The following is a 26,283-nucleotide window of genomic DNA, read 5'->3' on the forward strand; positions in this document are numbered from 1 at the left end:
CCGTCCACCGCCCCACCTCACCGCCCCGCGCGCCACCCCACCTCGCCAGCCGCGCGCCGCCGCCGCCTCGCCCCGCTTCGGCTTTCCGCTCAGCCCACCCGCCGCCGCCCCGCCGCGCTCCCGAACCTCCGCCCGCCATCCGACTTCTACTACTCGCAGGTAGGTCCTGGTGGGTAGCGGTGTGAACAGGTCGGTTGAGCAGGCATGAGGCGGCGCGGCGGGTGGAGGTAGGGCGCGCGGGAGCGGCGGAGCGCCGTAGTTGGCGGCACCCCGGTTGTCCACAACCCGTCGAGTTGTCCACAGCCGGCCGATGGCCCGTGGACGCCCCTCCACCACTCCGGCAAGGTCGAACCGGGACCGCCACCGTCAGCCCGAAGAAGTCGTCGGCGAACTTCGCGGGCTCAAAGGTGGCGGACACAGTCGGCGGCGCGGGTCAGCTCAACCGGGTCAGGCAGTGAGGAGGGCGCAGCGTGACGCGCGGGAGCAGCGGGGCAAAACGGGGCAGCGGGGCGGTACAGCCGGGGGGCCGGGAACGCCCCGCGAGGTCGCGTCGATCGTTCGCGACTCATTTCCCGACGATCACGCTTTTCGATCTTGGGAATTCAGGCGCGAGCGGTCGACTTCCAGGCGACCGAGCCGCGACGCCGGAGGCGGCGCCATCCAACACAGCAAATAGAACACGGGGCAGGTGTTTGCGGGCGCGGCACCTGCCCCGTGCAACGGTCGAAAGGGGACCACGTCCCCCGTACTCCCCTTTCGACTCCCCTTCAACAACGGAAGGACACACACCCTCCAGGAGGAGGTACGGTCACGCTACGTCGTTACTGGCGAGTTCATACCTACAACGTTCGAGTGAATCAGCACGTGGGAGCCACTCGACTACTCTCAGAGAGTCACAGGCACTCGGCGGTCGAACACGAGCTCGCGCGCCGACCGCAGCCCCATCGCCACCGCGCCGCTGAGCACCGCGCCATCACCCAGCTCGCCCGCCACGATCCGCGGCACGAGCGGCGTCATCCGGCGCAGCGCGGCCTCCATCGGCTCCTGCAGCAGGTCGGTGTTGCTGCCGATGCCGCCGCCCAGCACCACCAGCTCGGGGTCGATCACCGCGACCACCGACGCCACCACGAACGCCAGCCGCTCGGCCTCGTCGCGCACCGCCAGCAACGCCCGCTCGTCACCCGACCGCGCCGCCGCGAACACCTCGCGCGCCGACTTCACGACCAGGCCGTGCTGCCTGCCCAGCGCCACCACGGACTCCGCCGCCGCCGCGGACTCGGCCTGCCCGCGCTGCCGACCGTCCTCTTCGGACTGACCGGTGTAGGGCAGGTAGCCGACCTCACCCGCCGCGCCGTGCGCGCCGCGGAACAGCCGGCCGTCCACCACGATCCCCATGCCGATCCCGGTGCCGACGGTGACGCACACGAACACGTCCACGTCCCGCGCCACCCCGTACGCGCGCTCGCCCACCGCGGCGAGGTTGGCGTCGTTCTCCACGACCAGGCCGTCGCCCAGCTCGGCTTCGAGGTCGTCCAGCAGGCCGGGGCGTTCCCAGCCCGGCAGGTTCGGCGCGTGGTGCAGCGTCCGGTCGCGCGGGTCCGGGACGCCCGGCGTGCCGACGACCTTCACGACCAGGTCGGCCAACGAGAGGCCGGCGTCGGACACCGTCCGCTCCGCCAACTCCCGCACCGTGCGGACGAGCGCGGACGCGGAACGGCAGCGGTTGCGCTCGTCCACCCGCGCGATGACCGACCCGGCCAGGTCCGCCACGGCGACGCGGATGCGCTGCCGGCCGATGTCGACGCCCAGCACGTGCCCGGCCGCCGGGTTGGGCTCGTAGACCATCGCCGACCGGCCCGGACCCGCCGTCGTGCGGCCGATGGCCCGCACCAGGCCGTGCTGCTCCAGGTCGACCAACGCCTGGCCCACGGTCGGTTTCGACAACCCGGTGTCCTTGGCGATCTGCGGCCTCGTCGCCGGGCCACCCACGCGCAGGCGGTCGAGCACCGCGCGTTGGTTCAGCACGCGCATACCCGCGGGGGTGCCCACCTGGGGCGACTTCCGGACCGTCACAGGGAGTGAGTGTAGATCGGTTGGAGCAGCGGGCGGACAGGCTTGCGGACAAGTTGACCAGTCGCTCTTGACAACGATGTCACGTCCCCCTTTGCTTCGCTGAAGATCGGCTTGGTCTGAGGCGAAAGGCGTGCGCAATGGGGCTCATGCGGAGCAGGAGATCGCTGGCGGTCGTCACGACCGCTGCGCTGGTGCTGGCGAGCGTGGGAGGCTGGTCCTCCGCGACCGCCGCACCGGGGGAGCCAACCGTGAGCGAGACGTTGTTCGCCACGTCGTTCGAGGACGGGCAGCCGCAGCCGAAGTGGTCGAGCACCGTGGAGACGGGCCCCGACGGCACGCCGAAGGCGTCCGGCGTCGACGGCACCGACTCCACCGGCATCCCCGGCAACGTCACCGACCGCGTGGTCGACGTGGCCGCCAACTCCGAGTACGCCGAAGCGGGCGAGGTCAAGGAGAACCTGGTCGACGGCAACGTGTCGTCGAAGTGGCTCACCTTCACCCCGACCGGCTGGGCGCGGTTCACGTTCGCCGAGCCGGTCGCGGTCAAGCGCTACGCGCTGTCGTCGGCCAACGACGCGCCCGAGCGCGACCCGAAGAACTGGGCGCTGCGCGGCTCGAACGACGGCACGACGTGGACCGACCTGGACGCGCGGACCGGCGAGGTGTTCACCGAGCGGTTCCAGACCAAGACCTACGACATCGCGAACACCGAGGCGTTCCGCTTCTACCGGCTGGACATCACCGCGACCGCGGGCGGCGTGAACCTCATCCAGCTCGCCGAGGTGCAGTTCTCCGACGGCTCCACCACCCCGCCGGCGCGGAACATGCGCACGAGCGTGGGCAAGGGCGCCAACGGCGGCTACAACGCCAAGGCCGGCGCGGGCTTCACCGGGCTGAAGGCGTTGCGGTACCAGGGGACGCACGTCGCCGAGGGCCACGGCTACTCGTACAACAAGGTCTTCGAGGTGGACGTCCCCGTCACGTCGACCACCGAGCTGTCGTACCTGATCTTCCCGTCGTTCACCACGGACGACCTGAACTACCCGGCGACGTTCGTGTCGGTGGACCTCGCGTTCGACGACGGCACGTACCTCAGCGACCTCGGCGCGCGCGACCAGCACGGGTTCGAGCTGTCGCCCCGCGGCCAAGGCGTGGCGAAGTCCCTGTACACCAACCAGTGGAACCGCGTCGCGTCCGTGATCGGCGCCGTCGCCGCGGGCAAGACGATCAAGCGCGTCCTCGTGGCCTACGACAACCCCAAGGGCCCGGCCGGGTTCAACGGCTGGATCGACGACATCGCGGTGAAGTCCGCGCCGGTCGTGGTGGAGCGCCCCCGTCCGTCCGACTGGGTGCTGACGACCCGCGGCACGAACTCCAGCGGCTCGTTCTCGCGCGGCAACAACATCCCGGCCACCGCCGTGCCGCACGGCTTCAACTTCTGGTCGCCGATGACGAACGCGGGCTCGATCAGCTGGCTGTACGAGTACGCCAAGAACAACAACCGGGACAACCTGCCGACGTTGCAGGCGTTCACCGCGAGCCACGAGCCGAGCCCGTGGATGGGCGACCGGCAGACGTTCCAGGTGATGCCGTCCCGCGGCACGCCCACCGCGGACCGCGCCGCACGCGCGCTGCCGTTCCGGCACGAGAACGAGACCGCGCGGGCGCACTACTACGGCGTGACGTTCGAGAACGGGATGCGCACCGAGATCGCGCCGGCCGACCACGCCGCGGTGTTCCGCTTCACGTTCGTGGACGACACCTCGAACCTGGTCTTCGACAACGTGAACAACAGCGGCGGCCTGACGCTCGACCCGGCCACCGGTGTCGTGACGGGCTTCTCCGACGTCAAGAGCGGCCTGTCGACCGGCGCGACGCGCCTGTTCGTGTACGGCGTGGTGGACAAGCCGGTGAAGGCCAGTGGCCGGTTGACCGGCGCGGGCCGCGACAACGTGGCGGGCTACTTCCAGTTCGACACGTCCGCCGACAAGACCGTGACCATGCGGATCGCGACCTCGCTGCTGGGCGTCGACCAGGCTCGGCACAACCTGGAGCTGGAGGTGTCCGCGTCCGACACGTTCGACTCCGTGCGCGACCGGGCGCAGGACGCGTGGGACCGGGTGCTCGGCATGGTCGAGGTCGAGGGCGCTTCGGAGGACCAGCTGACCACGCTGTACTCCAACCTCTACCGGCTGTACCTGTACCCGAACTCGGGCTTCGAGAACACCGGCACCGCCGACGCGCCCAAGTACCAGTACGCGTCTCCCGTGCAGGCCGCCGGGCCCGCCACGCCGACGCGGACCGGCGCGAAGGTCGTGGACGGCAAGATCTACGTCAACAACGGCTTCTGGGACACCTACCGGACCACGTGGCCCGCGTACAGCCTGCTGACGCCGGGCAAGGCGGCCGAGCTGGCGGACGGGTTCGTGCAGCAGTACCGCGACGGCGGGTGGATCTCGCGCTGGTCCTCCCCCGGCTACGCGAACCTGATGACCGGCACCAGCTCCGACGTGGCGTTCGCGGACGCGTTCGTCAAGGGCGTCGACCTGCCCGACGTCAAGGCGGCGTACGACGCGGCGGTGAAGAACGCCACCGTGGCCCCGCCGAACGCGGGCGTCGGCCGCAAGGGCCTCGACACGTCGATCTTCACCGGCTACACGTCCACCGCCACCGGCGAGGGCATGTCGTGGGCGATCGAGGGTTACGTCAACGACTACGGCATCGCGAACATGGCGAAGGCGTTGCACGAGCGGACCGGTGAGGCGCAGTACCAGGCGGCGCACGAGTACTTCTCCAACCGCGCCCAGAACTACGTGCACATGTTCGACCCGGCCACCGGGTTCTTCCAGGGGCGCAACCCCGACGGCACGCGTCGCGAGGCGCCGGAGGACTACGACCCGCGCGAGTGGGGCCACGACTACACCGAGACCGACGGCTGGAACATGGCGTTCTCCGTGCCGCACGACGGCCAGGGCCTGGCCAACCTGTACGGCGGCCGGGACGGGCTCGCGTCGAAGCTCGACGAGTTCTTCGCGACCCCGGAGACGGCGAAGTTCCCCGGCTCGTACGGCGGCGTGATCCACGAGATGACCGAGGCGCGCGACGTGCGGATGGGCCAGCTCGGCCACTCCAACCAGGTCTCGCACCACATCACCTACATGTACGACTACGCCGGTCAGCCGTGGAAGACGCAGGAGAAGGTGCGCGAGATCCTGTCCCGGCTGTACCTGGGCAGCGAGATCGGCCAGGGCTACCCCGGCGACGAGGACAACGGCGAGCAGTCCGCGTGGTGGCTGTTCAGCGCCATGGGCTTCTACCCGTTGCAGATGGGCAACGCGTCGTACGCCATCGGGTCGCCGCTGTTCAAGAAGATGACCGTGCACCTGGAGAACGGGCGCACGCTCGTGATCAACGCGCCGTCGAACAGCGCGCGGAACATCTACGTGCAGTCGTTGAAGGTCAACGGGAAGAAGTGGGACAAGGCGCACCTGCCGCACGCGGAGATCGCGTCCGGCGGCACGCTCGACTTCGAGATGGGGTCGTCGCCGTCCCGGTGGGCCACCGCCGAGGACGCCGCGCCGCCGTCGTTGACCAAGGGCTCCGCCGTCCCGGCGCCGCTGCGGGACGTGACGTCGACGGGGACGGTGACCGGCGGTCCGGCGGCGTTGGTGGACAACACCTCGCAGACGTCGGGCTCGGTGTCGTCGTTGCAGGTGGACCTGCCGTCGAAGAAGGAGAAGGCGGAGTTCTACACGCTCACCTCGGGCAAGGAGGCCGGCGACCCGTCGTCGTGGGTCCTGAAGGGCTCGTACGACGGGGTCACGTGGTCGACCGTGGACGAGCGGTCCGGCGAGGCGTTCCCGTGGCGGCAGCAGACACGGGCGTTCAAGATCGCCCGACCGGGTCACTACCAGCACTACCGGCTGGAGTTCCCCGGAGCCGTCACGCTGGCCGAGGTCGAGGTGCTGGCCAAGCCGTTCGTGACGTGCACGTCCACCGTGACGGGCGAGGTCGACGGGCCGTTGCGCGTGGACTCGGGCGTGACGTGCGTGGACGGCGCTTCGGTGACCGGGCCGGTGACCGTGGCGGCGGGTGCGTCGCTGTACGTGTTCGGCGGCTCGGTCGGCTCGCTGTCGGCCGCGGGCGCGGCGGCGGTCGTGCTGGTGGAGGCGTCCGTCGGCGGGCCCGTGAACATCAACGGGACGTCCGGCGAGGTGTCACTGGAACGGGTGACGATCGACGGGCCGGTGACGCTCGTGGGCAACAAGGGCGGCACGTCGGTCGCCGCGAACACCGTCGCGGGGCCGATGTCGTGCCAGGCGAACGACCCCGCGCCGGTGAACAACGGGTGGGTCAACGAGGTGCGCGGCCCGAAGAACGGCCAGTGCTCGACGCTCTAGCGGGTTGACGGGTCACCAGGAGATTTCGCGGCACCTCTGCGCGGAATCTCCTGGTTCGACCTGGAGCGTGGCGTGCTCGATGCGGTAGCGCTCGGCCAGCAGCGTCTGCGCGGCGTGCAGCACCTCGGCCGGGTCGACGTCGTCGCGGGTGGTGAGGTGCGCGGAGGCGACCTCCATGCCCGAGGTGAGCGTCCAGACGTGCAGGTCGTGCGCCTCCGCCACGCCGGGCAGGCGGCTCAGGTCGGCCTGCACCTCGGAGACGTCCAGCCGTTCCGGGGCGTGCTGGAAGAGGATGCGCAGCGCGCTCGCGGCGAGCTTGTACGTGCGCGGGAGGACGAACAGGCCGATCGCGACGCCCATGACGGGGTCCGCGTACCGCCAGCCGAAGACCAGCGTGACGAGGCCGCTGAGGAGCACGCCGACCGACCCGATGAGGTCCGCCAGCACCTCCAGGTACGCGCCGCGGACGTTGATGCTCTCCTTGGCGCCCTCGCGCAGCATGAAGAACGAGGCGACGTTGGCGACCAGGCCCGCGGTGGCGGCCAAGACGACCGGCAGGCCCGGCACCTCCGGCGGGTTGCCGAGGCGGCCGACGGCCTCGTACACGACGTAACCGGCGACGCCGAAGAGCAGCACGGCGTTGGCGAGGGCGGCCAGCACCTCGGCGCGGTAGAGGCCGAACGTGCGGCTGCCGCCCGACTTCACGCGGCGGGCCAGCATGATGGCCGCCAGCGCCATGCCGACGCCCAGGACGTCGGTGAGCATGTGGGCGGCGTCGGAGATCAGGGCCAGCGAGCCGGTGGCGATGCCGACGACGAACTCGACGGCCATGAAGGCCGCCCCGATGCCGAAAGCGACCCACAGCCGGCCCAGGTGCTTGGCGCTACCACTGGCCGGCGCGGCACCGTGGCCGTGTCCGTGACCCATGAGCGGAACATATAGTCACATGCGCATGAGTGCAACTTGACTGTAGCCCCCGCCACACCGCTGCCCGCGGCCTCACGGGTACCCGCGCCGGCGGGCGTTCACCGCCCTGACCACGTCCTCGGTGACCGTTCCACCGTCGGGGAAGATCAGGCTGACCGTGATGCCGTGCGGCCGCAGTTCACCCTTCAGGCATCGGATGAGCATCCGCAAGGCGGTCTTCGTGGTCGCGTGCGCGTGGCGGGCCGTTCCGTCCCGCCGCGCCGTGACGACGAAGTGGCCGCCCGCGGCCCGTTCCACCATCAGCGGCGCGAAGGCGCGGACCACGTTCGCCACACCCCACAGCTTCGCGTCAACGGCCTCCCGCCAGTCCGCCCCGACGTGCGGTCCGACGTTGGCGACCACGACCTCCGGCACCCCGTACCGCTCGCTCACGTCGTCGGCAAACGCTTGCGCAGCCGCCCGGTCGGCCACGTCGGCCCCGACGACCTGCGCCCCACCGTCGGCAAGGGTTCGCCCGACCGCCCCACCACCACTCCCGGCCCCCGTGACCACGACCAGCCGCCGACCGTGCCGCCCGTCGATCGCGTCCTCGATGTGCCGGGCGACCTGCTCGGGGTGCGTGCGAACCGCCCAGTGGCCGGCGTGCACCGTGCTGCGGGTCAGCTGCTCCACCCACGGCTCGGCCGCCTCCAAGTGCTCCCGAACCACGTACGGGTCAGCCGTCAGCTCCACCTGGTGCACCGGCACCGACACCCGCTTCGGCCCCGCCGTGGCGCCCTTCCCGGATGTCCGCGCACTTCCGGCACGTCGCCCGACGTTGGCGCGGTACAACCCCAACCCGTTGACGAGCTCGCGCCGCCCCGCGTGGAGCATCCGGCGCACCGCGGGCACCCGCCACACCAACTCGGGCGCCACCGGCACCAGGAACCCGAGGATGTACCAGGACCGCCGAACCACCCCGGCCACCTTCACCGGCCGCCACCGGTTCCGCCGCACCCAGCTGCCGACGTGCCCCAGATCGGGGCCCGAGATGCTCACGAACGACCGGAACAAGTCGGGCCGCTCGGCGACCGCCACCCACCCCTGCGTGGACCCCCAGTCGTGCCCGACGAGGTGAACCGGCCCTCCCACCGCCTCCACCACAGCCGCCAGGTCCTCCACCAACCACCCCACCGCGTACCCGTCGACGTCACGAGGCGCCTCGGACCCCCCGAACCCCCGCAGGTCGTACCGAACGACGTGGAAGCGTTCCGCGAGCCTCCGAGCAACCCCGTCCCACACCGCCGAGGTGTCCGGGAACCCGTGCGCCAACACCACCCGCTCACCCCCGAGCACCCCCTGCTCAACCACCCGAAGCCGCAGGTCATGGGCCTGGACGAATCGCTCGCGCACCGGTTCCACAACCCAGAAGGGTAGGCCCTGAAAACCCCCTCCACCGGGTGCGCTAAGCTACTCCCGTAGCTGCGGCCCCCGTAGCTCAGGGGATAGAGCACCGCCCTCCGGAGGCGGGTGCGCAGGTTCGAATCCTGCCGGGGGCACCACCTCTCACCAGCACGAAAAGGCCCTTGACCAGCGCTAACGCGGTCAAGGGCCTTACTCGTCTGTCCGGCCGTGCCCGGTTGAATCCGGCCTTCTACGGGTGTCTGGGCCAAATACGGGCCAAAGTTTGGGCTAGCCCGGACGGTGCCCCAGCGCAGCCTCCACGCGCTGCCGGACGGCTGCCGCCTTTCCGTCCAGGCACTTGGCGTAGATCTTCAACAACACCTCCACCGAGTGCCCTGCCCACTCGGCCACCGTCACCGCGGTACCCGCCTCCCGAGGCGAGGACACACCGGCTCACCGCAGCACTCGCGCCCCGTGCAGGATCAAGGCTGTGGGTCTGGCCGCCACTTCCGTACCAGGATCGGCGGCCAGCCCAGGTCGTGTGTCACCACGGTGAGCGCGTTCCCCACTACCAACCGGTCGTACAGCGGCAACCGCACGTACCGGTATCCCTGTCGGGTTACGGAAATCAGGTGTTTCACCAGGTCTGGTGGCAGGTCTTCGTTCAGGTCGTACTCGTAGACGATGCCGGTCAGCGGCAGGTTGTCCACCGACAGGACGGCTTGCGCTTCCTCGACTATGACCTCGATCTTCGGCTTGTCGGGTGCCGTCACGAGGACGCGCTGCTGGATGAGTCCCGGCCGAAGAGGCTCTGAGGTTGCTCTGAAACCGGTGCCCAGCAGCGCCGGCGTGATCGCGTCGACCAGTTGTCGGGCACGCCTCTCGGCCTCTTCGACCAGGTTCATGTCAGCGCCTCCGTCTCAGCTGACGACGAAGACTGACGGCTGGGTGCGTGACGGGTGGGACTCCCGATAAGGCGGCAATTATCGCCGCGTCACGTCCTGCTTTCCACACCTCACGACCACATGTCCTCGGGCATCTTCTCCCGCGACCACGCCTCGTCGACGGAGTCCCGGAAGGCGTACCAGCCCATCGGCAAGTCCAGCAGCTCCCGCAGCGTCGGGTCGGCGGCAAGCAGGTGGTCGATACCCACCAGCCGCCCGTCCTCCTCGGAGACGTCGAGCAGCGGCATGAACTGCCAATCACCGTCTTCGTCGTGGTACACCCGCATCACAGGCGTGCCGTCCAGCACGTGATGGCTGGTGAAGACACCCGTTTCCTGATCGCTCATATGTGGTCCGACTTCTTTTCGTCACAGCGCCGGCACAGCGCGCCGCTCCGTTGCACACGGCACACCCTACGCCTGGCTCGCGGTCGAGCCGTAACGGCGGACCAGATCAGCCAGTAGCCGCCGCACCCGTTCACCGTTGTGCTCCGCGCTCGACGACTTCCTGCCACGGCGACGAAACAACCGTCGCCGTCGCAGGAAGTCCGCGTTGTACTGCGGTCTATCGACCGGCAACGACCACAGAGCTCGCTCCGCGTTCGATTGCCCCCGCAAGCGCACGGAGTTGCCCTGCTCCAGCCGCTGCGTCACCGAGGACATAGGTCGCGAATTTCGGGTCGTCAGCGGCGTCGACTAGTCGCAGCGCGTCAACCTGCAACCGCGACATGGCGCCAATCGCGGCGACTATAGATGCCAGGGAGTCTCGTCGTCAGTTGATTCACGCTCTTCCCGGCAAGATGACGGAGAAGGTTTTCGATCGCCGGTCGGACGACGGTGAATCCATCCACAGCCGATGTTCGCGTCCACGTTGTAGCAAATCTCGACGGCACAACTCCCCGGTCTGGCGAGTGATCCGCGGCAAATGCCGTCGGTGGCCGCGGTGATCGCACGCCGAGCGGTGTGCGGTCACGGTGCAGAGGTGGACGGTTGTGGTCCGTCCACCTCTGCACCGGGGTTGGTCACTCGTACCAGTCGCGGGACCATCGCTGTCGGCGTTCGTGGTCTCGGGCGATCCAGTCCGAACCTTCGGCGGCCACTGCTTCGAGGATCGGCAGTGCGGCATCGATGCCGGAAGTTTGGAGGGCCACCACGAACAGCTCGGACTCGTCCTCGATGTGGTCGTCCTGCTGGTTGCGGAAGTTCTCGGCCACCACGGTGATGTCCCTGCCGTTGACGAGGGTCAGCTGGAACGCCCGGCTGCGCAGGCGCTCCACCTCCTTTGTCCGCGGCCCCTCGCCTCTGGTGGCCCGGAGCCCCTTCTCCGTGACGCTCGCCGACGCCAGGGCGTCGTATCGGAAGAGGTGACGGCGTTCGTTCCACGCGTCGCCGGTGAGGAAATCCAGCTCTACCCTCGTCTCACGCACGCCGCTGCGGGTGAGCAGGAAGATCTGCACGACGTACCGGGAAAAGCGCGGCGGCCCGTGCAGCACGCGCGCTCGCAGGGCACCCGGTGCCCCCTCCGTCATCACGACGTGCGTCACGAGGTCGTGGGCGGACAGCTTTGCGCGCTTGACCGCGCTGTCCCTCAAATACGCCTTGTCCATGGCGAGCCAATGAGCCATCTCGCCATCGCTCGGGCGGTCAGCCAGCGTTTCCAGCCATTCCAGGTACGCGCGCTCTTCGGCGGCATAGAGCTGTTCGGCGTCGTCACGGAGGAATGCGTCGACGCCCCGGCTCCCCGTGATCCGCATCGCGCCCTTGACCGCGAAGAACCCGCCCACACCGAGGAGCAGCACCGGCAGAGGGCCGTTGGCGAAGAGCAGCACGAGCAATCCCATGACGCCGGCCGCGACGCCGGCTTGGAAGAGGTGGGTGTCGCGGGGCGGGATCGGGATCTGGTTGCGGAACAGGGCGTGGGTGGACCACCCGGCCGCCACTTGGCGCGCGTGCCATCGCATCAACCACCTGAGCTGCGCCGCCGTGACGCGAGCATTCCCGTACTGGTCGACGAAGCGCTGCTTCAGGTGCGCCTTGACGCCCGCGGTGTAGGCGGGCCAGTCACCGCTGACGTGTGGACGGGCTTCGGCGAAGCAGCCGTCGACCAGGCGGTGCACTTCCTCGACGAACGCGGTCGTGACCCAGTGGCCCGGTGAGCGCGGCACCACGGGGTGCGGGGGCGGGGTGACCTCACGCCGCTTTGCGGCGTTGCGCATCCTCACGGCTTCACACGCGCCGCCGTGGCGAACCAGGAGGTAGCCCGCACCGGCCAGGAGGGGGAGGCCGAGCAGCAAACCCACCAACGTCGCGTCGATCAGCGCTGCCACCACGCCGAGCACCACCGCGCCGGCCCCCGCCACCAGACCGACCTTGTCCGCCTGCTCGGGCCGCACCGGCGAGGAGGCGTACGGCCTGGGCTTGGCGGGATCCGGCTCGAAGAACTTCCACGCCCGTGCCGCGCGACGGGGCTTCAACCTCTCGGTCACGACCCGGATGGCGTGCTGGGACTCGAGCTTCTCCTTCACCACACCGTTGAGGATCATGCCGAGGTGCTGGGCGATCTCGTCCTGCCGCGCCGCCGGCAGTGCCTTGTACGTGTCGATGACGTCGGCGAGGGCTTCGTCGGTCGGCTCGTCCGCCACCTCGCGGAGCACGGCCCGAATGAGGCGCACGACCACGGCGAGGGCTTCGCTCCACCCGTCCTCCGCCAGGGACGCACACATCTTGTGCGCGACGATGATGCGCTCCGGCAGCTCGCCGCTCACGTCGTGGAAAGACCGATCGCTGACGACGGAGAGGACGTAGTAGTAGGTCCGCTCGGTGGTCACGTGCCCGGCCCACAGCAGCTGGTGGAAGATCCGCTCCGCCTCACGCGGTGTGCCGCCGGCCAGGAAGTTGCGCGCGACCTCGTGCCTGCGCTCCGGCGGATCGCCGTGGTTGATGTGGTACACGGACTCGTAGTGGATGGCCGTGTCGCCGTACTGGAAGCCGACCTGCTGGCCGACGTGCGCGCCCGCGTGCGCCTCGTTGTGGTTGTTCACGTGCGGTCCGCCGGGGAAAGGACCGTTCGCGTTCGGGTCGTTCATCGGTCCTCCACGGCAATCGGGTGGGGAAGGGGCGCGTTCGCGTCACGGGGGTAGTTGGCGCAAGAGGTGCCGGCGGCCGGTGGTGCTGGTCGGTGTTCGTCTGCCGGGTCTTGGGGTCCGGCTCGCCGTTCGACCGCCGACGCGGCCCTGATGAAGGTCATGGCGTCTCCACAGCGGCGCCCCGACACGGGGGCCCGCTCTCTGTCGGTTGTGCGCGGAGGGCGAGTCCGCTGCGCGGCCTGGTCTGTCTGCTCGTACCGGCTCGCGGTGCCCCGGACGAGACCGGGAGGCGCCGTGGGAACCGCGTCTCAACGCGCGACGGTGACCTCGTCCCACTCGCGCGACCACTGCCTGCGGCGTTCCCGCTCGTGGGTGATCCAGTCCTCGCCCTCGGCCGCGATGGCCTCGAGGATGGGCAGGGCGTTCTCGATCCCCGACGTCTCGTAGGCGGCGTCGATCAGCTCCGACTCGCTCTCCTCGTGGGACTGCTGCCAGCTCTTGAAGCTGTTCACCTTCATCTCGATCGCCTCGCCGTTGCTCAGGACGAGGCGGAAGACCCGGCTCCGCAGGTTCTCCACGTCGAGGTCCTGGACGGCGTTCACCGCGGTGGTGCGCACGCCCTTCTCGGTCACCTTCGCCGACACCACGGCGTCGTACCTGAACATGAAGCGCTCCTCGTTCTGCGCCTCGCCAGTGTGCGCGTCTAGGCGAAGCCTGACCACGCGCACGCCCTTCCTGGTGAGCAGGAGGATGCGGACCATGTAGGCCGAGTACCGGGGCGGGCCGTATTCCAGGCGGCTGCGCCGGGCGAACGGCGCGCACTCGGTCAGGACCACGTACTCGATGATCTGGTCCCTCTTCAGCCCGACGCGCTTGATGACGTCCGACACGAGGTAGAACTTGTCGAGGGTGTGCCACCGTGCGATCTGCGCGTCGCTCGGCCGGTCCTCCAGTTCGGCGACGCGGGCCCGGTACGCGTCCAACTCCGCTTCGTACAAGGCGTTCGCCTCCGCCTGGGCAGCGACGTTCAGCCGCTTCACGGCGCCCACGCGCACACCGTGCCGCAGAGCGAGCCAACCGCCGAACGACAGGAGGACCACGGCCCAGAACTGCTGCGCCCACAGGGCGAGAGCCAGCCCCGCCACCCCGGCCAGGACACCGAGGGAACGGCACAGCACCGCGGTCCCACCACTGGCCGAGCCGGTTCCGGCACCCGGCTCTGCGCGGCTCCACCACCCGCGCGCCCGCTTCACGTGCCACTCGACGAGCCACCTGAGGTTCGCCGCTTTCACCTCATCCGGCTGGTACGACCTGACGAGCCGGTTCTTCAGGTAGGTCCGGTACTCCTTGTAGGGCGCCTCGGCCCCTTGTTCGGGCTTGACGGCCGCACCCGGTCCGTCCTCCTTGAAGAGGCGGTCGACCAGGGCTCCGATGTTCCTGCCGAACCCGGTCATCCCGTGGACGTCCACTGCGGCGGCGTCCCCGTCCGCGTCCGCCGAAGGCTCGAGGTGGTGCCCGCCGACCCCCGGCCTGAACCTCGAACACTCGATCGCGACGCCGTAGCGCAGCACGAGGTAGCTCCCCGCGCCCAGGAGCAGCAGCTCCGCGAGCACGCCCATCCTGAACGGACCTGCGAGGAGCACGGCCAGCCCCGCGAGGACCGCGACGCAACCGAAGAACACACGGGTGCGGTCGCCCGGCGCCGCCGGCACGGGGTCCGGCGGGTACGGCCTCGGCACGGCCGGGGCCGCCTCGAAGAACTTCCGGGACTGGGCCGCCCGGTCCGGAACGGTGCGCTCCCGCATCATGTGCAGCTTGAGGTCGGACTCCCACCACTCCTGCACGAGTCCACTGAGGATCACGTCCATGTGCCGGGCGATCTCCTCCTGGCGGACGAACGGCAGCGCCCGCAGGGCCACGACCACGTCCGTCCGCTCCCCTTCGACCCTGCCGCCGTACTCCCACCGGACCCGGCACAGCAGGCCCCACACGACGCCCAACGCCTCGGACCACGCATCAAGGGGGTGCGACAGGCACATCCGGTGCGCTTCTCTGATGTGGTCGAGCAGTTCGCCGGACAGCTCGGTCAGCGACCGCTCACTCATCACGGACAGGGCGTAGTAGTAGGTCCGCTCCGTGGTGATCCGCCCTTCCCGGAAGAGGAGGGCGGAGAACAGCTCCTCCGCGCGCCGCGGTGTGCCACCGGCGAGGAGGTTGCGGGCGACCTCGTGCCTGCGCTCGGGCGGATCGCCTTGGTTGATGTGGTAGGTGCGCCGGTCGTGGTGGATCGTCGTGTCGCCGATCTGGAAACCGACCTGCTGGTCGACGTGCGCGCCGTCGGAGGCGACGTTCCGGTTGTCGATCTTCGGCGCGCCGTTGCCCGCCGGGTCCGGTTCCGGCTCCTCGCTCACCTCTTGCCCCCGGTCCAGCCGGATCGGAAGTAGTCGCCGAGCTGGACGCCGACCTGCTGGCCGACCCTGGCGTTGCCGCTCGCGGAGTTGGTGTTGTGGATCGTGGGCATCGACGGGCCCGCGGCAGGGGTGGGTCCACGACCCTCCTGCCCGGACGCGTCGTCGAGCGCCGCGATCAGGGCGATCGCGAACGCGGCGGCGTTGCGGGCGGCCAGGAGCTGCGTGCCGGCGCGGTCGCTGGCCGCCTTGTTGCCGTCCGCGTGGTCGCTGATGCCGCGAATCGTCATCGTGGGGACGTTGCCGCTCAGGTGTGCCGCGTGCGCGAACCCCGAGCTCTCCATCTCGATGGCGACGGCGTCGTTGTAGTTCGTCCGCAACGCCTGCGCGAGCGACGACGTCCTGGAGTTCAGCAGCACGTCACCCGCGGCGATGGGGTCGAAGTGGACACCGGGCCGCACGTGCTCCCCGCCGTCCGGCAGGTAGGAGTACCAGGCGTCGCCGCGGGGCAGCCTCCGCGCCCTCTGCTCCAGCGCGTGCGAGGCGTCCCAGGACCGCGGCCGCGCCAGGTCGCCGGCGTCCTCGCTGCGGGCGCCGTGGTGCGAGTAGACCTTGGTGGCCGCGACGACGTCACCGATCTCCAGCCAGTCCCGGAGACCTCCGGCCACACCGACGAACAGCATGGCCGTCGGGGAGAACTCGGTCCGGGCGCGTTCGGTCAACGTCGCGGCGGTCGTGGTCCCGGCGCCGGTCACGCCGAGCGCGACCTGCCGGTCCGGGCGGGTCGCGAGCGTGCCGACCTCGAACAGGGTGCCCGAGCACGTGCGCTCGTGGACGTCGGTCAGGTGCTCGAACACCGCCTGGTGCTCGATGTTGAGCGCGGTCAGGATTACGAACATCGATTCGCTCCATGGGTTTCCGCGTGAGCGGTCCGCTAGTCGTGTGACAAGGGCGTGCGGAGGGCGAGTCCGCGACTCAGCCGAGCCTGACTCCCGGTGGCAGCGCTCGTCGCGGCTGGTTGGAGCGCGAAGAAGATCGCAGGCACTGCTCAGGGCGGACGAGACGTTAACGCAGCTTCGCGATTCTCGTCAAGGTGACGATAAAGAAGATCATGTGACACCGCAGTCGTGCGGCTAGAATGTTGCAAGTGGACGGACGGTCGCCAGCCGACCGCCAGCCGACCGCCACCGCGGTCACCGAAAGCGACGATCATGACCGACGAAGCGTGGAAGATCCCCGACATCGCGGTAGCCGTCGACCTCGCCGTGCTGACCGTGCGGTCGGGCGCGCTCCAGGTCATGCTGATCGAGCGCGGCATCGAGCCGCACCTCGGGATGTTGGCCCTGCCCGGCGGTTTCCTCTCCGACGTCGACGAAAGCCTCGACGCCGCCGCGGAACGGGAGCTGACCGAGGAAACCGGGCTGGACACGACCGGGCTGCACCTCGAACAGCTCCACACCTACGGCGCTCCCAACAGGGATCCCCGACGACGCGTCGTGACCGTGTGCTACCTCGCGTTCGTCCCCGGACTGGCCTCACCCACGGCCGGCGGCGACGCGCGAGCGGCGGCCTGGGTGCCGACCGCGATCGCGCTGGACCCGCGCACGGAACTCGCGTTCGACCACAGGCAGATCATCGAGGACGCCGTCGAGCGCGCCCGCAGCAAGATCGAGTACACGACGCTGGCCGCCGCGTTCTGCGCCCCGGAGTTCACCGTGACGGACCTCCGCCAGGTGTACGAGATCGTCTGGGGCGAAGCGCTCGACCCGCGCAACTTCCACCGCAAGGTCACCGGGGTCGAAGGTTTCCTGGTCGCGACCGGCGGTCAGACGACCCGCCAGGGCGGCCGCCCGGCCGCCCTCTACCGCCGGGGGCCGGCCCACCTCCTGCACCCGGCGATGCTGCGGCCCCCCGCGCCGAAGCCGGACTCCAGCCGAACCTCCTGATCACCGCGTCGCGAACGATGTCGCGGTGGTCGAAGGCCACCTCGACCCGCGCGGACAGGAAATCACCCACGGGCACCCACGCGGCGGTTCGGGCGTCACTCCCACCGGCCACCTCGGGAGCACCTGCCAGGTACCCGTGGAAGGCCACGCTGACCACCCGCCCCCGCGGGTCGCGCCCGACCTTCCCGTAGCAGCCGAACCGCCTCAGGCGCTTGCGGTCCACCTCGACGCCGGTCTCCTCCGCCAGCTCCCGCACCGCCGCGGCCACCACGCTCTCCCCCGGCTCCACGAAGCCGCCCGGCAACGCCAGGGCGGCGCGGAACGGCTCCTTGCCCCGTTCCACCGCCAGTACCGCCAGCTCGCCGTCCACCCTGGTGAACAGCACCACGTCCGCGGTGAGCGCTCGAGCCGCGGCACACCGACCACTCGTGTCATCCATGCTGCCAAGGCTAGGTTATTGTCACCTTGACATCAAGGGGTGACAGCCGTAATTTCGTTGCTGTTGAGCCAATTGTCGTACCTACAAGAGGGGGTGGTGTCAGCGTGGAGATCCGCTGTTCGCTCGGCCTCGCCGTGCGCGTGATCGTCTCGGCCCTGGCGCTGGGCGCAGCGCTCGGCGGCACGGCGGCCGGCTGCGCGACCGCTCAGGCGCCGGTCGACCGCGGCCTCATCATCGGCGGCGAGAGCGTGGTCGCACCGCCCGCCCGGTAGAGCGTCGCCGGACGGCCGTTGGGCGTGGGGCGCTTGCCGCCGGTCGGGACGATGAAGCCGTCCGACTCGGTGACCTTGCGGTGGAAGTTCGGCTTGTCCAGCTTCACGCCCCAGATGACCTCGTAGACCGCGTGCAGCTCGCCGATCGTGAACTCGTCGCCGCAGAAGGCGGTGGCGATCGTCCGGAACTGCAGCTCGGCGCGGGCCAGCTCCACGGCGTCACGCAGGATCTCGTCGTGGTCGAACGCCAGGCCCGAGCGCTGTGCCTCGGCGACGGGCAGCCAGCGCGCGGACCGGGCGTCGGAGCCCGCGGCGGGAAGCGGCAGGTCCGGCGCGATGGCCAGGTAGGCACACGTCACCACCCGAGGTCGCCGGGGGTCGCGGTCCGGTGCGGAATAGACCCCGACCTGTCGCAGGACCAGCTTCTCCGCGTTCATGCCGGTTTCCTCGGACAACTCGCGCGCAGCCGTCTGGTCGAGGCTCTCGTCACCGCGGAGGAAACCGCCGGGCAGCGCGAGACGACCCGCGAACGGCTCATTGCCGCGTTCGACCACCAAGACGCACAGGACACCGTCCCGGATGGTCAGGATGACGAGATCCGCGGTGAGCGTGACGGTCTGCCGGGGGCGGCTCATGCCTGGCGAGGGTACTGAGTGCCGGGAGTGGGTTCGTGTCACGGTGTCGCGGTTGCCGGTGGTGGTTGGCTTGACCGCCTTGGGCAAGCGGGTGCACTTGGCCAACTTGTCGTTCAGCGAGTCGGGTCGGCTGGCGTTGGACGACTGGGTGGCGCCCGACGTGGCCGCCGTGCGGCCGGGGAGCGTCGGCAGCGACGACTACTTCCCCGAGCGCACGTTGGCGCGGTGGTTGGAGGGGCGTGGGTTGCCGGCCGTCGTGCACGTCTTCCCGCGCACCGGGGTCCGGCCGTTGACGGCCGCCTGCCGGGCGTTGGTGCGGCGGTTGGAGGTGGACGCGGTGGCGCACGCCGAGGCCGCCACGCCGCTGCGGCCGAGCACCGGGACCGTCGGCTACCTCGACCGGTTGCGCGACACCCGGAGCATGGCCGACGTCGCCCTGGTGATCGAGGACCACCGGGACGACGTCGCCCGAACGTCCGCGACGGGTCTTCCCGCACTGACGGCCGACGGTCGGCGTCACGAGGCGGTGACGACCTTGGCGACGTGCTCGCGGGGCATGCCGAGCGCGACGAGCACGCCGGTGAACGCCAGGGCGGCCACCGCGGCCATGCCGGCGGAGAAGCCGTCGCGGAACTCCGCGGGGGACGAGTAGCCGCCCGCGCCGGCGAAGACGGCGACGGTGACCGAGGTGCCGAAGACGCCGCCGAACATGCGCAGCATCATGAACGCGCCGGACGCCTGGCCGATCTCCTGCGGCTGCACGGCCCCCACCACGGCCTTCTGGGCGGCCGGCATGGCCATCGTGATGCCGGCGCTGCCGATGATCAACGCGGGCAGCAGCTCCGGGTAGCCGGTGCCGGCGGCGGACGCCAGGGCGATCCAGCCCATGCCGAGGGTCTGGAGCAGGAGCCCGCCGACGACGAACGGCCGCTCGCCGTGCTTGTCGGCCAACCTGCCGGCGATCGGCGCGCACACCATCAGCGTCGCGGTCCACGGCATGAGCCACAGGCCCGCGACGAGCGGTCCCTGGCCGAGGACCACCTGGAAGTACTGGGCGAGGAAGAACATGGTGCCGTAGAGGGACGCGAACACGAGGAAGTTCGCGGGGTTGGCGGTGGCGAAGGCCCGGCGGCGGAAGAGGCGCATCGGCAGCATGGGCGCCTTGGCGCGTTGTTCCCACACGACGAACGCGGCGATCAGGGCGACCCCGAGTGCCAACGCGGTCAGCACTTCGACGCTGGTCCAGCCCGCCCCGGCGCCGCGGACCAGGCCCCAGACGACGCCGAACGCGCCCAGCGTCACCAGGACGACGCCGCCGAGGTCGAGGCGGTTGTTCGGGCCGACGCTCTCGTCGACGCGCCGGGTCGTGAGGACGATCGCGGCCACGCCGATCGGCAGGTTCAGCCAGAAGATCCACTGCCAGGCCAGCCCTTCGGCGATCACACCGCCGACGAGCGGGCCGCTGAACGTCGCCAGGCCGGTGAAGCCGAGGTACAGCCCCATCGCCCGGCCGCGCTGCCGCGGCGGGAACACCGCGCTGATCAGGGTGAGCGACAGCGGCAGCACGATCGCGGCGCCGGCGCCCTGCACCGCCCGCGACGCGATCAGCACGCCGATGTTCGGGGACAGCGCGCAGGCCACCGACGCCAACGTGAACAACGCCAGCCCGAGGACGAACACCCGCCGCCGGCCGAACCGGTCACCCAGCGCGGCGCCGGTGAGCAGCAGCACGGCGAACGTCAGGTTGTACGCGTTGACGGTCCACTCGAGTGATTCGATCGACGCGGCGAGGTCCTGCCGGATGGTGCTCAGCGCCGTGGTGACGACCAGGCTGTCCAGGGCCATCATGAACGACGCCAGTGAGGCCAGCCCCAGCACCCACGTCTGCTTGGACGTCGTCCGCCCGTTGTCGGAATTCACCGTTCCTCCTTGTGGCACAGCGTGAAATGGGCATGCGGAAGCCCGACGAGGTGGTGCGGTGTCACGGTCAGGCGCGCAGTGACCGGGGGAAGCCGAAGGCGGCCAGGAGCGAGTTGTCCACGAATCGGGTCACCGCGGTGATCCGGTCTCCGGTGAGCGTCAGCACGAGCACCCCGTGCGCGCGCAGGATCGGCGTCCGCGGGTCGCGCACGTAGCACGCGAACGCCGGCTGGCCGTTGGCCCGCGTCGGGATGAGCCGGTGGCGCCGACCCGGGCGGAGGGCGACGGTGGCCAGGAAGTGCCGGACGTCGTCCAGGCCCTGGTACACCAGCGGGAGGGGCGGCATGGTGAGCCACGCGTCGTCGGTCAGCAGGGCGATGACGGCGTCGACGTCACCGCTTTCGAACGCGCGGACGAAGTCCGCCACGATCCGGCGTTCCCGGGGCGAGTCGGGCAGCGGCGCGCTCTCCCGGACGGGCACCTCGCGCGACAAGGCGCCGCGTGCCCGTGTCAACGCGCTGGTCACCGCGTTCTCGGTCGTGTCGAGGATGTCGGCCACCTCGGCGGCGCGGAAGCCGAGCACGTCCCGCAGCACCAGCACGGCGCGCTGCCGCGGCGGCAGCTGCTGCAACGCCGCCAGGAACGCGAGCGAGATCGACTCCCTGGTCTCGTGCCGCGCCTCCGGCCCCGGCACGTCGTCGGCGACGTCCTCCAGCAGCACCTCCGGGTACGGCTCCAGCCAGCTCGGTTCCCCTCGGCGGTGCGACGGCTCGGGCAACGGGACCTCCGGGTGGTAGGCCGGGTGCTCGGGCGGACGCCGGGAACCGGCCCGCAACGCGTTCAGGCAGCGGTTCGTCGCGATCCGGTAGAGCCACGTCCGCACCGACGCGCGTTCCTCGTAGCCGCCGATCCCCCGCCACGCCGCCAGCAGCGTCTCCTGCACCAGGTCCTCGGCGTCCTGCACCGACCCCAGGATGCGGTAGCAGTGCACGTGCAGCTCGCGCCGGTACGGCTCCACGAGCCCGCGGAACGCCTCGCCGTCCCCGCCGCGCGCCCGCGCCAGCAGCTCGTCGGCCCTCGCCGGCGGGATTCCCCCCATGGTGCCTCCTCGTTTCCTGCGGACCCTCACACAGGGATGGACACCGCGGGCGGCCAAAAGTGGTCGCGGCCGCCGAGGACTGGGTCAGTCGGACGTCGGCACGGCGTCGGGGTCGACCGCCAGCGCCTCCTCGACCTTGCGGTTCGTGGCGCCGGCCAGGCCGACCAGCGCGGTGAGCGCGACCGCGCCCATGACCACGAACACCGCGCGCAGGCCGAACACCTGGCCCAACACCCCGCCGATCGCCGCGCCCATCGGCAGCGAGCCCCAGGCGACCAGCCGGTACGCGCTGTTCACGCGTCCCAGCAGGCGGTTCGGGGTGACGACCTGCCGCAGCGACACCACGACGACGTTGAGGACGGCGACCCCGGCGCCCGCGACCACGAACCCCGCCGCGACCAGCAACGGCGAGGCGGTCACCGCCGGCGTGACGACGAGCAGGGTGGTGATGGAGAAGCCGAGGGCGATCGAGCCGCCCCGACCGAGCTTCGCGATGACCCGCTCGGCGGCCAGGGAGCCGACCAGGCTGCCGGCCGCGGGCGCGGTGAGGAGCAGGCCGAACAGCTGCGGAGTCAGCTTCATGGCCGACTCGGGTCCCACGGCGTACAGCACGAGCACCGCGCCGGACGCGCCGCTGGCGAGGTTGATCACGCCGACCATCGAGGCCAGGGTGCGCAGCAGGCGGTGGCCGAGGAGGAACCGCAGCCCTTCGGCGATGTCCGCGCGCAACGTCGTCCGCTGGTGGCGCTCGACCCGGAACGTCCCCTTCAACGACCACAGCGCGAGGACGGCCAGCAGCCACAGGGCCGCGGGGGTGGCGAACGCGGCCAGCGCCCCGGCGGCGATGAGCAGGCCCGCGATGGGCGGCCCGGAGAACTCGTTCGCGGTCAGCTCGACGGTGACCAGGCGGGCGTTGGCCCGGGGCAGCTGCTCGCGGTCCACGAGCTGCGGGACCAGGGATTGGGCCGACGTGTCGTACAGCGTCTCGGTGACGCCCGCGACGAGCGCCACGGCGTACAGGAGCCAGATGGTGACCAGGTCCGTCGCCACCGCGCCGGCCAGCACCGCCAGCAGGGCGGTGCGGACGACGTTCGCGCCGAGCATGGTGCGGCGGCGGTCGAAGCGGTCGGCCAGCGCGCCCGCGGGCAGGGCGAAGACCAGCCACGGCAGGGTCAGGGCGAAGACCAGGCCGGCGATCAGCGTCGGCTCCCGGGTGATCTGGATGGCCACCAGGGGCAGGACCACCTTGAACACGCCGTCGGCCAGGTTCGACAGGCCGGTCGACGTCCACAGCCGCCAGAAGGCCGGTCCCAGGGGAGCCATTGGTCGAGGATCGCACATCGCCGACCGCCGATCAGGCCCTTCCGCCGACTCCGGTGGCCGCGTCCCCGTCCCGCCGCGGTCCACTGTGGACTGCGGCGGGACGGGCGCCGGCCTCAGTCGTTGGTCCGCCGCCGGTAGAGGGCGGTCGCCAGGACGAACGACGCGACGAGCAGCCCGGCGCACCAGGCGAGCGCGATCCAGCCCTCGTCGCCGATCGGCGTGCCGGTGAGCAGGCCGCGCACGGTCTCGATCACGGGCGTGATCGGCTGGTTGCGGCTGATGCCCCGCAGGAACGCCGGCATGGTGTCCGTCGGCACGAACGCGCTGCTCAGGTAGGGCAGGAACAGCATCAAGAAGCTCATCGCGCTGGCGGACTCCACCGACTTCGCCACCGCGCCCAGTCCCGCCGCGAGCCACGACAGCGCGAGCACGTAGAGCAGCAGCAGGCCCGCCGCGGCGGTCCACTCGACCGGGGTCGCGGACGGGCGGAAGCCCATGGCGACGGCCGCGGCGACGACGACCGTGGTGGACAGGGCGTTGCGGGCGACGCTCGCCGCCACGTGCCCGGTCAGCACGGCGAAGCCGCGGATCGGCATCGAGCGCAGGCGGTCGATCATGCCGCTGTTCATGTCGTCGGCGACGGCCATCGCGGTGGACGAGGCGCCGTAGCCGGTGCACAGCAGGATGATGCCCGGCACCACGTAGTTGATGTACCCGGTGCCGGTGTTGATCGCGCCGCCGAAGACGTACACGAACAGGGCCATCATCATCAGCGGCAGTACGATGGACATGATCATCGTGTCGACGTTGCGCCGGGCCAGCCGCACGCTGCGGCCGACCATCGTCATCGAGTCGGACAGGGCGTGGCTCATGCGGGCACTCCTTGGGGGGCGGTGAGCGCGAGGAAGACGTCGTCGAGGGTCGGGCGGTGCGAGGACACCTGGGCGGGCGCCACACCGGCGGCGCGCACGTCGTCCAGCACGGCGTGCAGGTGCGCGGCGGTGCCGTCGGACGGGACGCTGAGCACGAGCCGCTCCCGGTCGGCGAACCCGCCGAGCACGGCCGACGCGACGTCGAGGGCCGCGCCGGAGGTGAAGCGGAGGTCGACGCGCTCGCCGCCGACCCGTGCCTTGAGGTCGTCCGCGGTGCCCTGCGCGGCGACCTTCCCCCTGTCCAGCACCATGATCCGGTCCGCCAGGCGGTCGGCCTCCTCCAGGTACTGGGTGGTGAGGAAGATGGTGGTGCCGGTGCGGACGAGGTCGCGGATGGCGTCCCACATGGTCGTGCGGCTGGCCGGGTCGAGGCCGGTGGTCGGCTCGTCCAGGAAGATCACCCGCGGCGCGGCGACGAGGCTCATCGCGAGGTCGAGCCGCCTGCCCATGCCGCCGGAGTAGGTCTTGACCCGCCGGTCGGCGGCCTCGACCAGGTCGAACCGCTCCAGCAGCTCGGCGGCGCGGGCCTTGGCGGCGGACCGGCCGAGGTGCATCAGCCGGGCGACCATGACCAGGTTCTCACGGCCGGTCTGCTCGGCGTCCACGGCGGCGTACTGGCCGGTCAGGCTGATCACGCCGCGCACCTTCGCGGGTTCCCGCACCACGTCGAACCCGGCCACCCGCAGCTCTCCCCCGTCGGGCCGCGAGAGCGTGGACAGGACGCGGATCGTGGTCGTCTTGCCGGCGCCGTTGGGACCGAGCAACGCGAAGACCGACCCTTCGGCGACCTCCAGGTCTATCCCGTCCAGCACCGCGGTCGACCCGTACGCCTTGCGCAGGCCGCTCGCCTCAACGATCATCACTGCCCCCTTATGTGTATCAAGTACGCTAAAAAGCGTAACTCATACGCAGTTACTTCCGGTAGCCCTAGACTGGTCGCAGTGGTGACGAGAGGGCGGGGATGACCGAGGAGCACGGCCTACCGGAGGAGATCGCGCTGCTCTGGGGCCTGCGCGAGACGCCGAGACGGGGCCGCAAGCCGTCCCTCACGGTCGCCGACATCACCCGGGCCGCGATCGAGGTCGCGGACGCCGAAGGGCTCGCGGCGGTCTCGATGGCACGGGTGGCGCAGCAGCTCGGCAACTCCACGATGGCGCTCTACCGGCACGTGAGGAGCAAGGACGAACTGCTCCGGCTGATGTCCGACGCGGCGCTGGACGACCCGCCCGAGCTCCCCGCCGACGCGGACTGGCGCACCGGGCTCACGGTGTGGGCGAACAGCGTCCTGACGACGCTCCGCACGCACCCGTGGTACGCCCGCATCCCGTTGGAGGGGCCGCCGATCGGGCCGCGGAACCTGGCCTGGTTCGACCGCGCGCTCACCGCGCTCGCCGACACCCCGTTGAGCGAGCCGGAGAAGGTCGGCGTGGTGATGGGCCTGCTGACGTTCGTGCACGGGGAGGTCCGGCTGACCGCCGACCTGTCGCAGGCCTACCAGGACAACCCCGAGGCGTTCGGGCGGGAGTACGGGCGGGCGCTGCGGCTGCTGGTCGACCCGCGGAAGCTGCCCGCGCTGGGGCGCGTCGTCGAGGCGGGGGTGTTCGACCACGACGACCTGTACGTCGAGAACGAGGTGGAGGCCGACTTCCGGTTCGGGCTGGACCTCTACCTGGACGGCGTCGCCGCCCACCTCGCGCGGCGCGCCTGACGCGTCACGCGGAGGCCGTGCTGCGGGGCCGGTCGGGGCCCCGCAGCACCGCGAGGATCACCGCTGGTGGACGCCCGCCTGCGCGACCCGCTGCCGCACGGGTGCGTCGGCCGACATGACCGCAAGGCCGGCGGTGATCAGGACCAGGTTCTTCACGACGAACTCGCCGGTCATCGTCAGCAGCAGCGGGTTGCCCGACTGGAAGGCGACGGACGGCTGCACGACCAGCGTCGAGAACGTGCCGCAGAGGTGGAGCACCACCAGCAGCGCTACCCAGCGCAACCGGAACCCCACCACCAGGGCGATTCCGAGCACCACTTCCACGACGCCGAGCGCGAGCACGAACGCGCCCGGGTCGAGCCACGGAACGGTTCGGGCGACCAGCTCGGCGACCGGCGTCGTGCCGGCCACCTTGAGGGCGCCGAACCAGACGAACACCACGCCGAGCGACCCCCGCAGGAGCGGGATGCTCAACGTGCGCAAGGAACTCGCACGCGCATCCAGACGGGACGAGAACTCGATCATCCACATCACTTCCTTCGCGAGCGGGACCACGGTGACCCGCACAGGAGGTCGGCCCGTTTCGTGGTCCGCACTGACCGGAACCGGACTGGGAGCGCTCCCAGAACTGTAACGGTTAGGAAACGCGATGTGAAGGGTCGATTCCAGCCGGGCACAACTTGACGCCCGGCCGCCACGGTGGGCTACCGCTGGAACTCGCCCGCCGGCGCCGCCGTCCCGAACCACGGGCCCGTGCCGGCCGCGGCGCCCGCCGCGCGCCACCACTCG

Annotated in this window: 19 protein-coding genes, 1 tRNA gene and 1 pseudogene; 4 read left to right on the forward strand and 17 right to left on the reverse strand. The window is 70.6% G+C overall.

All coding sequences use genetic code 11. From position 1 onward, the window contains the following. Nucleotides 1-885: 885 nt before the first annotated feature. Nucleotides 886-2,031, reverse strand: coding sequence for an ROK family transcriptional regulator (locus tag ACFQ3T_RS17765; protein ID WP_380724416.1), 1,146 nt, complete (start codon nt 2,029-2,031; stop codon nt 886-888). A 179-nt stretch (nt 2,032-2,210) separates the two neighbouring features. On the opposite strand from ACFQ3T_RS17765, the gene ACFQ3T_RS17770 reads away from it, so the two are divergent. Beyond that, a complete protein-coding gene (locus ACFQ3T_RS17770) occupies nt 2,211-6,473 on the forward strand; it encodes a GH92 family glycosyl hydrolase (RefSeq protein ID WP_380724398.1) in 4,263 nt (1,420 codons plus the stop codon). A 12-nt stretch (nt 6,474-6,485) separates the two neighbouring features. On the opposite strand, the gene ACFQ3T_RS17775 is transcribed toward ACFQ3T_RS17770, so the two are convergent. Together ACFQ3T_RS17775 and ACFQ3T_RS17780 are read right to left on the reverse strand one after the other, a co-directional pair. After that, on the reverse strand, nt 6,486-7,400 hold the full coding sequence (locus tag ACFQ3T_RS17775; protein ID WP_380724399.1) for a cation diffusion facilitator family transporter: 915 nt from the start codon (nt 7,398-7,400) through the stop codon (nt 6,486-6,488). A 72-nt stretch (nt 7,401-7,472) separates the two neighbouring features. Further along, nucleotides 7,473-8,717, reverse strand: coding sequence for an alpha/beta fold hydrolase (locus ACFQ3T_RS17780; RefSeq protein WP_380724400.1), 1,245 nt, complete (start codon nt 8,715-8,717; stop codon nt 7,473-7,475). Nucleotides 8,718-8,866: 149 nt separating this feature from the next. Here ACFQ3T_RS17780 and ACFQ3T_RS17785 point away from each other — a divergent pair. Continuing rightward, nucleotides 8,867-8,941 (forward strand) — tRNA-Arg (locus ACFQ3T_RS17785). 130 nt (nt 8,942-9,071) lie between these two features. Here the strand turns inward: ACFQ3T_RS17785 and ACFQ3T_RS17790 are convergent. The 6 genes from ACFQ3T_RS17790 to ACFQ3T_RS17815 form a co-directional block, all read right to left on the reverse strand. Next, nucleotides 9,072-9,194 (reverse strand): hypothetical protein, encoded by a 123-nt coding sequence (locus ACFQ3T_RS17790; RefSeq protein WP_380724401.1) that lies wholly within the window; start codon nt 9,192-9,194, stop codon nt 9,072-9,074. A gap of 71 nt (nt 9,195-9,265) precedes the next feature. Next, nucleotides 9,266-9,688, reverse strand: coding sequence for a hypothetical protein (locus tag ACFQ3T_RS17795; protein WP_380724402.1), 423 nt, complete (start codon nt 9,686-9,688; stop codon nt 9,266-9,268). A gap of 110 nt (nt 9,689-9,798) precedes the next feature. Further along, the gene (locus tag ACFQ3T_RS17800) at nt 9,799-10,074 is read right to left on the reverse strand and encodes a hypothetical protein (protein WP_380724403.1); all 276 of its coding nucleotides are present in this window, start codon (nt 10,072-10,074) and stop codon (nt 9,799-9,801) included. A 674-nt stretch (nt 10,075-10,748) separates the two neighbouring features. Then, nucleotides 10,749-12,812 (reverse strand): hypothetical protein, encoded by a 2,064-nt coding sequence (locus ACFQ3T_RS17805; RefSeq protein WP_380724404.1) that lies wholly within the window; start codon nt 12,810-12,812, stop codon nt 10,749-10,751. Nucleotides 12,813-13,120: 308 nt separating this feature from the next. Then, the gene (locus tag ACFQ3T_RS17810; RefSeq protein WP_380724405.1) at nt 13,121-15,223 is read right to left on the reverse strand and encodes a hypothetical protein; all 2,103 of its coding nucleotides are present in this window, start codon (nt 15,221-15,223) and stop codon (nt 13,121-13,123) included. Continuing rightward, nucleotides 15,220-16,119, reverse strand: a complete 900-nt coding sequence (locus tag ACFQ3T_RS17815; protein ID WP_380724406.1) for a 5'-methylthioadenosine/S-adenosylhomocysteine nucleosidase — start codon at nt 16,117-16,119, stop codon at nt 15,220-15,222. The genes ACFQ3T_RS17810 and ACFQ3T_RS17815 overlap by 4 nt, the downstream gene beginning before the upstream one ends. 312 nt (nt 16,120-16,431) lie before the next feature. Between ACFQ3T_RS17815 and ACFQ3T_RS17820 the strand changes: the two genes are divergently transcribed. After that, nucleotides 16,432-17,166: an NUDIX hydrolase gene (locus ACFQ3T_RS17820; RefSeq protein ID WP_380724407.1), complete on the forward strand. Its 735-nt coding sequence runs from the start codon at nt 16,432-16,434 to the stop codon at nt 17,164-17,166. A 22-nt stretch (nt 17,167-17,188) separates the two neighbouring features. Here ACFQ3T_RS17820 and ACFQ3T_RS17825 read toward each other — a convergent pair. The 7 genes and pseudogenes from ACFQ3T_RS17825 to ACFQ3T_RS17855 form a co-directional block, all read right to left on the reverse strand. Continuing rightward, nucleotides 17,189-17,605: pseudogene (locus ACFQ3T_RS17825) on the reverse strand (NUDIX domain-containing protein); the annotation flags it as partial. A gap of 205 nt (nt 17,606-17,810) precedes the next feature. Further along, complete coding sequence (locus ACFQ3T_RS17830) at nt 17,811-18,512, reverse strand: NUDIX hydrolase (RefSeq protein ID WP_380724408.1); 702 nt, start codon at nt 18,510-18,512, stop codon at nt 17,811-17,813. A 516-nt stretch (nt 18,513-19,028) separates the two neighbouring features. Beyond that, nucleotides 19,029-20,432 (reverse strand): MFS transporter, encoded by a 1,404-nt coding sequence (locus ACFQ3T_RS17835; protein WP_380724409.1) that lies wholly within the window; start codon nt 20,430-20,432, stop codon nt 19,029-19,031. Nucleotides 20,433-20,499: 67 nt separating this feature from the next. Further along, on the reverse strand, nt 20,500-21,531 hold the full coding sequence (locus tag ACFQ3T_RS17840; protein WP_380724410.1) for a sigma-70 family RNA polymerase sigma factor: 1,032 nt from the start codon (nt 21,529-21,531) through the stop codon (nt 20,500-20,502). A gap of 84 nt (nt 21,532-21,615) precedes the next feature. Beyond that, on the reverse strand, nt 21,616-22,854 hold the full coding sequence (locus ACFQ3T_RS17845) for an MFS transporter (protein WP_380724411.1): 1,239 nt from the start codon (nt 22,852-22,854) through the stop codon (nt 21,616-21,618). Nucleotides 22,855-22,967: 113 nt separating this feature from the next. Beyond that, the gene (locus tag ACFQ3T_RS17850) at nt 22,968-23,726 is read right to left on the reverse strand and encodes an ABC transporter permease (protein WP_380724412.1); all 759 of its coding nucleotides are present in this window, start codon (nt 23,724-23,726) and stop codon (nt 22,968-22,970) included. Next, nucleotides 23,723-24,646 carry an ATP-binding cassette domain-containing protein gene (locus ACFQ3T_RS17855; RefSeq protein ID WP_380724413.1) on the reverse strand — a complete coding sequence of 308 codons (924 nt, stop codon included), beginning with the start codon at nt 24,644-24,646 and terminating at the stop codon, nt 23,723-23,725. Before ACFQ3T_RS17855 ends, ACFQ3T_RS17850 begins: the two co-directional genes overlap by 4 nt. Nucleotides 24,647-24,747: 101 nt before the next feature. Between ACFQ3T_RS17855 and ACFQ3T_RS17860 the strand changes: the two genes are divergently transcribed. Beyond that, the gene (locus ACFQ3T_RS17860) at nt 24,748-25,494 is read left to right on the forward strand and encodes a TetR/AcrR family transcriptional regulator (RefSeq protein ID WP_380724414.1); all 747 of its coding nucleotides are present in this window, start codon (nt 24,748-24,750) and stop codon (nt 25,492-25,494) included. A gap of 57 nt (nt 25,495-25,551) precedes the next feature. Here the strand turns inward: ACFQ3T_RS17860 and ACFQ3T_RS17865 are convergent, their stop codons facing one another. Next, nucleotides 25,552-25,968 carry a DUF417 family protein gene (locus ACFQ3T_RS17865; RefSeq protein ID WP_380724415.1) on the reverse strand — a complete coding sequence of 139 codons (417 nt, stop codon included), beginning with the start codon at nt 25,966-25,968 and terminating at the stop codon, nt 25,552-25,554. Between the last annotated feature and the right edge of the window lie 315 nt (nt 25,969-26,283).

Source organism: Saccharothrix hoggarensis, assembly GCF_042678885.1.
GTDB lineage: Bacteria > Actinomycetota > Actinomycetes > Mycobacteriales > Pseudonocardiaceae > Actinosynnema > Actinosynnema hoggarensis.

Bases quoted from the DNA above. Each gene is read 5' to 3' on its own strand.
- ACFQ3T_RS17815 (WP_380724406.1), bottom strand. From the start codon at position 16,119: ATGTTCGTAATCCTGACCGCGCTCAACATCGAGCACCAGGCGGTGTTC.
- ACFQ3T_RS17840 (WP_380724410.1), bottom strand. From the start codon at position 21,531: ATGGGGGGAATCCCGCCGGCGAGGGCCGACGAGCTGCTGGCGCGGGCG.
- ACFQ3T_RS17855 (WP_380724413.1), bottom strand. From the start codon at position 24,646: ATGATCGTTGAGGCGAGCGGCCTGCGCAAGGCGTACGGGTCGACCGCG.
- ACFQ3T_RS17795 (WP_380724402.1), bottom strand. From the start codon at position 9,688: ATGAACCTGGTCGAAGAGGCCGAGAGGCGTGCCCGACAACTGGTCGAC.
- ACFQ3T_RS17850 (WP_380724412.1), bottom strand. From the start codon at position 23,726: ATGAGCCACGCCCTGTCCGACTCGATGACGATGGTCGGCCGCAGCGTG.
- ACFQ3T_RS17765 (WP_380724416.1), bottom strand. From the start codon at position 2,031: ATGCGCGTGCTGAACCAACGCGCGGTGCTCGACCGCCTGCGCGTGGGT.
- ACFQ3T_RS17860 (WP_380724414.1), top strand. From the start codon at position 24,748: ATGACCGAGGAGCACGGCCTACCGGAGGAGATCGCGCTGCTCTGGGGC.
- ACFQ3T_RS17805 (WP_380724404.1), bottom strand. From the start codon at position 12,812: ATGAACGACCCGAACGCGAACGGTCCTTTCCCCGGCGGACCGCACGTG.
- ACFQ3T_RS17830 (WP_380724408.1), bottom strand. From the start codon at position 18,512: ATGAGCCGCCCCCGGCAGACCGTCACGCTCACCGCGGATCTCGTCATC.
- ACFQ3T_RS17800 (WP_380724403.1), bottom strand. From the start codon at position 10,074: ATGAGCGATCAGGAAACGGGTGTCTTCACCAGCCATCACGTGCTGGAC.
- ACFQ3T_RS17775 (WP_380724399.1), bottom strand. From the start codon at position 7,400: ATGGGTCACGGACACGGCCACGGTGCCGCGCCGGCCAGTGGTAGCGCC.
- ACFQ3T_RS17770 (WP_380724398.1), top strand. From the start codon at position 2,211: ATGGGGCTCATGCGGAGCAGGAGATCGCTGGCGGTCGTCACGACCGCT.
- ACFQ3T_RS17845 (WP_380724411.1), bottom strand. From the start codon at position 22,854: ATGGCTCCCCTGGGACCGGCCTTCTGGCGGCTGTGGACGTCGACCGGC.
- ACFQ3T_RS17820 (WP_380724407.1), top strand. From the start codon at position 16,432: ATGACCGACGAAGCGTGGAAGATCCCCGACATCGCGGTAGCCGTCGAC.